The organism is Nocardia sp. NPDC051570 (assembly GCF_044454005.1).
In the GTDB taxonomy this organism is placed as follows: Bacteria; Actinomycetota; Actinomycetes; order Mycobacteriales; family Mycobacteriaceae; genus Nocardia.
In genome coordinates this window covers 1-7,115 of sequence record NZ_JBITDI010000051.1, presented here as the reverse complement: position 1 = coordinate 7,115, position 7,115 = coordinate 1, and the positions used below count along the sequence as shown (strand labels likewise).

5 protein-coding genes and 1 pseudogene are annotated in these 7,115 nt (G+C 60.2%); 2 read left to right on the top strand and 4 right to left on the bottom strand.

The window, feature by feature from the left end; translation table 11 throughout:
- Nucleotides 1-252: 252 nt before the first annotated feature.
- Both ACIA76_RS43445 and ACIA76_RS43440 read right to left on the bottom strand, forming a co-directional pair.
- Nucleotides 253-1,485 carry an acyltransferase family protein gene (locus ACIA76_RS43445; RefSeq protein ID WP_397161404.1) on the bottom strand — a complete coding sequence of 411 codons (1,233 nt, stop codon included), beginning with the start codon at nucleotides 1,483-1,485 and terminating at the stop codon, nucleotides 253-255.
- Between the two features lie 533 nt (nucleotides 1,486-2,018).
- Nucleotides 2,019-3,029, bottom strand: a complete 1,011-nt coding sequence (locus ACIA76_RS43440) for an aldo/keto reductase (protein WP_397161403.1) — start codon at nucleotides 3,027-3,029, stop codon at nucleotides 2,019-2,021.
- 486 nt (nucleotides 3,030-3,515) lie between these two features.
- On the opposite strand from ACIA76_RS43440, the gene ACIA76_RS43435 reads away from it, so the two are divergent.
- A complete protein-coding gene (locus tag ACIA76_RS43435) occupies nucleotides 3,516-4,661 on the top strand; it encodes a 3-deoxy-7-phosphoheptulonate synthase (RefSeq protein ID WP_397161401.1) in 1,146 nt (381 codons plus the stop codon).
- Nucleotides 4,662-4,958: 297 nt separating this feature from the next.
- Nucleotides 4,959-6,173 (top strand): serine hydrolase domain-containing protein, encoded by a 1,215-nt coding sequence (locus ACIA76_RS43430; RefSeq protein WP_397161399.1) that lies wholly within the window; start codon nucleotides 4,959-4,961, stop codon nucleotides 6,171-6,173.
- A 6-nt stretch (nucleotides 6,174-6,179) separates the two neighbouring features.
- Here the strand turns inward: ACIA76_RS43430 and ACIA76_RS43425 are convergent.
- Together ACIA76_RS43425 and ACIA76_RS43420 are read right to left on the bottom strand one after the other, a co-directional pair.
- Nucleotides 6,180-6,757, bottom strand: a pseudogene (locus ACIA76_RS43425) (dihydrofolate reductase family protein).
- 122 nt (nucleotides 6,758-6,879) lie between these two features.
- The coding region (locus ACIA76_RS43420; RefSeq protein WP_397161397.1) for a hypothetical protein at nucleotides 6,880-7,115 on the bottom strand (236 nt) is incomplete at its 5' end.

Here is a 7,115-nt window from a genome sequence, read left to right as displayed (position 1 = left end):
AAGAGCACTCCCAACAACCCACCGGCTGCGACCACCAGACTGCCGCATCACCGGCAGCCGCGTGAACCCCCGAAGAACATGCGGGCATGACCACTAAGACCGCGGTCATCTGGCCCGGCCGCAGCGACAGATCCATGCGTTCTTCCGCGCCCACTCACCCGATCAACTGTTGATCACTGCCGCACCCCGGAACCCTGGTTGCTCCAAGGTCACGAGACGAACTTCTGGATGCGGGCTTTGCGACACCAGGTGCTACCGCGGGGACACCGCGATGGCCGGCTTCTTGCGGGCCCACCTGGCCATAATCGGCTTTTCGACGAGGTGGTACATGCCAGCGGCCGCGATAATGGAAACTACGAAGGCCAGGAAAGCCCACTCGGCGTAACCGGCGAAGTTATCGACGGCCCTGCCTTTCACAAAATTTCGTTGCATAATAGCCATGACCGGGAATTGGGCCATGTAGAAGGCAAACGATATGTTGCCGAGCCAAACCGTCGTCTTGTTGCCGAGCCAACCGGATAAACCTCTAATATCACGAACAGCCAGGGTCGCAATGAGCGCAGACAGTGGCAGGACGGTAAGTAACGAGAATCTAAACGTCAACGGCGCTATATAAGTCAAGGCGTAGCAGCATGCAGAAGAGAGCAGCGGCCAGGTTAGGTTGGTGTTGCGCCAGATGCCCGATTTGACCAACCTGGAAAACGTTACGCCGACGAAGAACTCCAACAGTCGAGTCAGTGGAAATTGGTAAGACAACCACATCGATGTTGCTGCACCGCTGTCCACCAAAGTCTCTTTCATGTGGTAGCGGGTCAGCCAGGTATAATCTGGCGATACTGGAATCGGTTGCATTGGAGCCATTGTTAGGCCAGGGCTGACAAATAGATATATGGCCAGGTGCGTGGCAGTTAGGAGCACTGTGAATAATCCTACCATCCACCAGAGGCTGTTCCCGCGGATCTTCCGCATCAGCGGGATAGCCAGGGGGAAGAGAAGATAGAAGAGCCACTCCGAGGACAGGCTCCATGATGGCGCGTTCAACTCCGCCGTTGTGTGCCAGTGGAGCGTCCACTCGTTAAACAGCAGCAGGTTCGGCAACCAAGCCTCGATGTTTGATAGCGGCACCGATAGGACCACCACAACGGTCAGGGCAGCGATGGCATGGGTCGGAAACAGTTTCAGCGCCCTACGGCGGTAGAACGCGCGGCTCGATTCACCTTCTCGGAACGACCAGTCTATGATAAATCCGGACAGCAAGAAGAAGAACGCTACTCCCAGCGCTCCGAGCTGCGGGGAAAATAAATCTTTCAGGAGCTTTCCGCTACCGGACTGCTGGAATGGAAATAGTTGCAATAGTGCGGTGTGAAACAAGAACACAGCAAAGGCGGCTAAGGATCTCGCACCGGTCAGGGAGGGGAGGGTAGGTAGGTAACCGCCGATTTTTTGTTCCATCGCACTCGTGGCAGTTGTGCTGACATTAGTCATTTATATTCTTTCATGCATCAGGCGAAATCAATAATAGAGTCACTCGTTATTGCTGATTCGACGGCAATGCTGAGTCGCGTTTGGATATCTATCATTCGCGCGCCCCTTCAGCCGGTGTAGTTGCGACGCAAGGGGACTCGGCCCGAAGATCGTATGGTAGATGCAGCGCTGCTACTCGGAATGGGTCTGCCGGACTACGTGCTGGTTGTAATAAATCTGCATCTGGGCGGTGGAATGGGAATTAATTTGCATATGTCATCTGGATTAAACGAGGATGGGTATCGTATTCGGGATTGATGGCGGTCGACGCAGTGGTGATCCGCTTGTCCCGTTCGGCAATCGAAAGTGCGGATATCTGATCGGCTGAAGGCGTCGAGAATATCCCGAAACCTCGCGCACATGCCGCGTTTCTGCGGATCTTCAGTGAGTAGGTGATAATGGATGGCGACTTGACCTCTCGTGTTGAGTTATCGCCTTACACTATCGGCCGTCGCCACCCATCCCTGACACATAGCAGCAGGTATCTTCCCTGGTTATACGATTGGTGGACTGAGGCGGGAAGCGGGCTGGTGGTAATATATGTAATACGGGTAAGGGGGGGTTACTGAGCTCGCTTTATCGAGGCGTGCGATCTGGTCATCGGTTAGCGACCATCCGATTGCTCCCAGGTTCTCGTGCAGCTGCTTCTCGTTCCGGGCGCCTACGAGTACGGTCGCTACTGTGGGTCGCTGCAGTAACCAGTTGAGTGCGATCTGTGGAATAGACTTGCCGGTCTCCGCAACGATTTTGTCGAGCGCGTCGACGACGGTGTAAACACGTTCGTCTTCAACAGGCGGGAACGGCGCCGCTTTCACGTGTAGCCGACTGCTCTCTGGAATTGGTTGTCCGCGACGAATTTGCCCGGTTAGCCGTGCCCAGCCGAGAGGGCTCCATACTATCGCGCCAACACCCTGGTCCTGGCCCAGCGGCATTAGCTCCCACTCGTAATCGCGACCGATGAGCGAATAGTAGATCTGGTGTGCGACATAGCGCGGCCGATTGTGTGCATCTGCTTCCGTGAGGGATTTCATCAGCTGCCAACCGGCGAAGTTGGAGACACCCACATAACGTATCTTGCCCGCACGCACCAGATCATCCAAGGTCGCGAGCACTTCCTCGACCGGCGTACCTGCATCGTAGGCATGTAGCTGGAATAGATCGATGTACTCGATGCCGAGACGCCGCAACGACGCCTCTACCGCTGTGATGAGCCGCGACCGACCCGAGCCAGCGTCGTTCGGGTTCGACCCGATCGGAAGCGAGGCCTTGGTTGATATCAAAAGTCGGTCGCGACGGCCTCGAATCGCTTCTCCTAACATCTCCTCCGAGGTGCCATTGGAGTACACGTCTGCGGTATCGAACATCGTGACACCGGAATCAACGCTGATATCGATCATTCGCCTCGCCTTCTGCGCATCGGTGTCACCCAATGCGCCAAACGAGCCTGCGCCGAAGCTCAACGCTGAAACCAGCAGACCCGATCTGCCAAGCCTTCGATACTCCACGACCCCTCCTTGTGGGACAGTTGGATAAATCAACAATTTTCATGTTAATAAAGCGGTAGCGTGCACGGTAGTGATCGAGGGCAAGAACATTAAATTGCATCGCACCTGTGCAATCTGTATCTGCTGACGTACACGCGAGTGTATGAGGATGAACCGAATGAACCGCACCCTCGATTCGTTACGCTGCCGGGAGCATCCACTGGAATTCGGTCGGTAACCGCGGCGCGAGTCCGGTGGTGGCATCTGTGTCCCGCTGGCGGGACGCCGCGTTCGGTGTGGCACGATTTGGCGTACCAGTCGTACGCTGGAGAATCTACTTACTCGGCTGTCGGCAGTCATACCGCGGCCTGGGTGATAGGTAGCGGGCAGTGCTGCGGATGGCTCACCCTGAATGGTGTAGTTGCCGAAGAGCATCGAAGCATTGTCATCGCAATGGCAACTATTGCGATATGCAGAAAGAATGGGGGAACGGTGAAGAATGTCGATATGTTGACCGAGGAATTCGCGGATTCCACTGTAAGTCAATTCTTTCCAGGTGGTATCGGTGGTCGGCATCAGGTAGGTTCGATAAGTTCACCCGGACAGCTTCTCGGCGAGTTGCCTCTGTCCCGGGCTGCTGCACACTCGGTGTACACCGGGCGCCTTGCAGTCAGTAGCGTGCTGGCCGGTAGCGACGATCGACTACTCGTCGTGGTGGGTCCTTGCTCGATCCACGACGTGAGCGCCGGGCTGGTGTACGCAAAGTCGCTCGTCAAACTGGCCGATAGCCTGGCGGACGACCTAGTGATCGTCATGCGCGCATACGTCGAGAAACCCCGGACGGTCGCCGGTTGGACCGGTTTGCTCACGGATCCGGCTCTTGACGGCAGCCTGGACCTCAACCGAGGGCTGCGGATGGCGCGAACACTGATGCTGAAAGTCGCTGAACAAGGACTCGCTGTAGCGACGGAGTGGCTGAGCCCGGCGGCTCCGGCTTACCTCGCCGATCTGATCTCGTGGGGAGCCATCGGCGCGCGAACCGTGGAGAGCCAGGTGCATCGGCAGATAGCCAGCGGCCTTCCCATGCCCGTGGGCATGAAGAACAACATCACAGGTTCGGTGCAGGTCGCTGTGGACGCGATGCGCTTCGCGGCCAATCCGCACACTTACATCACCCACAACCTGGACGGCAGATCGGTTGCGTTTCGCACGACTGGAAATCCTCACTGTCATGTGGTGCTCCGAGGTGCCTCAGGTCGGCCCAACTACGACTCGGCGGGTGTCCGCAACGCGGTTCACCTACTGACGGCGGCGGGATTGCCGACGGGACTTGTTATTGATGCCAGCCATGGCAACAGCGGCAAGGATCATGAGCGACAGGCCGTAGTGGCCCGCGAGATCGGTGCTCAGGTTGCCGATGGCGACAGGGACATACGCGGTGTGATGCTGGAGAGCTTCCTGGTGGCCGGGCGCCAGGAGCTAGGTAACGGCGAGCCGGTGTTCGGACAGAGCGTGACCGATGCCTGTATGAGTTGGGACGCCACGGTACACGTTCTCCGCGATCTCGCGGAGGCGGTTCGCAGACGCCGCAGCGGTTCTCGGCGGTCACAAGGCAGTAGCACGAATGACTACCACGACCGGGTCGGACTCTGACTCGACCAGTTCCGACCACAGCAGCAATGGGGACAGATGTCATGTCAATCCGGCAAGTTCCCGTACTCGTCGTCGGTGCCGGGCTAAGCACTGCCGTGAGTCTGGCCGCACACTGCGAGCAGTGTGGCAGTACGTCAGCTGCTCCAATGCTGTGAACGCCGTCGTTGAGAGGTGAGTGTGGCTGTCTCTCGATCGTTGGACCAGTCGAACATGCGGGCGGGGCTGTAGTGTGTTCGATATCCAATTCTCTTGCGGCCAGGGGGGGTTTCGACGATGCGCCGGGCTGTTCTTGCGCTCTTGACGACCGCTGTGGTGACCGGTTGGACCGGGACCGATGTGGCGGCTGCGCCGGTCGGAGCGGATCGGGTGGTGTTGCAGCAGGAGATGAACGACATGGTCGCGGCCGGTGCGGTTGGTGTGCAGTTGCGTGTGCACGATGAGCACGGCGAGTGGACCGGCAGCGCCGGTGTAGCGGAGTTGGGCGGTTCGCAAGGGGTTCCGGTCGACGGGCGATTCCGTGTCGGCAGTATCACCAAGACGTTCGTGGCCACGGTGTTGTTGCAGCTGGTCGGTGAGGGCAGGGTCGGTTTGGACGATCCGGTGAACCGCTATCTGCCGCAGTTCGGTGTGGATCCGCGGATCACCATCCGGATGCTGTTGCAGCACACCAGCGGATTGTTCAACTACACCGGTGAGCAGGATCCGGACGGGACGGTCGAGCCCGGGATGTTCCCGTCGTCGGGCAAGGAAGCCGTGGACGCCTTCCACCGTGACTATCAGCCGGACGAGCTGGTGCGATTCGCCTTGTCCAAGTCGGCACGGTTCGCGCCGGGTACCCAGTGGTCCTACTCCAACACCAACTACATCCTGGCCGGGCTGCTGATCGAAAAGATCACCGGCACGCCCTACGCCCTGCAGGTCTACGGCCGTATCGTGGTGCCGCTCGGCTTGTGGGGCACCACGGTTCCCGGCCACTCAACCGCGATCCTCGGCCCGCACGCCCACGGCTACACCGCATATGCGGACGCGGGTGCCGTGAAGGCGGTCGACATCACCGACCTGAACCCGTCGGCGGCCTATGCCGCGGGCGAGATCGTGTCCACCACACAGGATCTCGATACCTTCATCAGCGCATTGTTCGGTGGCCGGCTGCTTTCGCCCGCGTTGCTCGCCGAGATGCGCACCTGGCGCGCGGTGACATCGACCACCGGCTACGGCCTCGCGCTGGCCCACGCCGTGGCCAGTCCCAACTGTGAGTACGAGGGTCACGATGGTGGGATTCCCGGCTACCTCTCGGAGATGTACAGCACCGCGGACGGAAGCAGGCGCGTCGAAATGTCGGTGACCCAGGGGCCGGGACTCCTCGACGATGCTGCGGCCAAGAAACTTGCAACCGCCATGGAGAAGGTGGTCGGCATGACCATGTGCGCGGACTGCTCGCCGAGCAGCACCCTTCCCTCGGACGGTCAGCGCGAGATCGTGGGTCGGGTTCGGCTACTCGACGGGGCGTAGATGGCCTCAGCCATGCAGGGTGGGCCGGTAGATGAGTTCTTGGATGTTGCCGTCGAGTGTCCGGCTCTCGATCAGCTCGAGGTCGAAGTCGGCCGCGCCCTGGAAGATCGGATCATCACCGGTCCGACCGGTGATGACAGGGAAGAGCGTCACCTGGACGCGGTCGACCAGACCGGCCGCCATCAGCGCCCGGTTCATCGACAGGCCGCTCTGCGAGCGCAACGGCACCTCGGACTCCTTCTCGAGCCGGGCGACGACGTCGACGGCGTCATCGCGCACGATGGTCGCGTCCGGCCAGTCGAGGGGTCCATCCAGGGTGGTCGACACCACCGTCGCGGGCAGGTTCCTCATCCGGGTGACCCATGGGTCACGCACCGACTGATCGGTGCCCGAGGCCAGCATCTGCGCGAACGCCCGATAGGTGTTGGCCCCGAAGACCATCCGCTGCTCGTCCTCGTACAACGCGAGGCGGTAGTCGAGCAGTTCGGGGCCTTGCTTGCCCCAGTAGCCACCCCAGTCGCCGCTGCTGACGCCGCCGTAGCCGTCGAGGCTGGAAAAGACGTCGAGGTGTAAGTGGCGGTCATGATGGTCTCCTCGAGTGCGGTGGATCGGGTCTATGGATACAGACGGGAAACCCCGGCGGAACTCATCGCCGTTCGACTCCTGGAGTCCGGCCGCCCCGTGTCCGCACTCACTGGCGGCAGTCCTATGCGGTGAGTACCGCGCGGATCGCGGCCAGGTCCTGGTCGGCGAGGCCGGCATCGGCGGCACGGTCGTAGATCGCCTGGAGTGTGGCAAGGAGCAGCTCCGGAACACCCACACCGGCTGCGGCGGAACGGATGTGGGTGAGATCCTTGACGGCGGCGCGGACCGGACTGAGCACCTCGTCGCTGGTCCCGGTCAGTTGGGCGGCGCGGTAGTGCAGGTAGGTGCTGTCGGCAT

What these genes read in the sequence shown, in the direction of transcription:
- ACIA76_RS43445 (WP_397161404.1), bottom strand. Translation starts at nt 1,485, where the DNA reads ATGACTAATGTCAGCACAACTGCCACGAGTGCGATGGAACAAAAAATC.
- ACIA76_RS43435 (WP_397161401.1), top strand. Translation starts at nt 3,516, where the DNA reads ATGTTGACCGAGGAATTCGCGGATTCCACTGTAAGTCAATTCTTTCCA.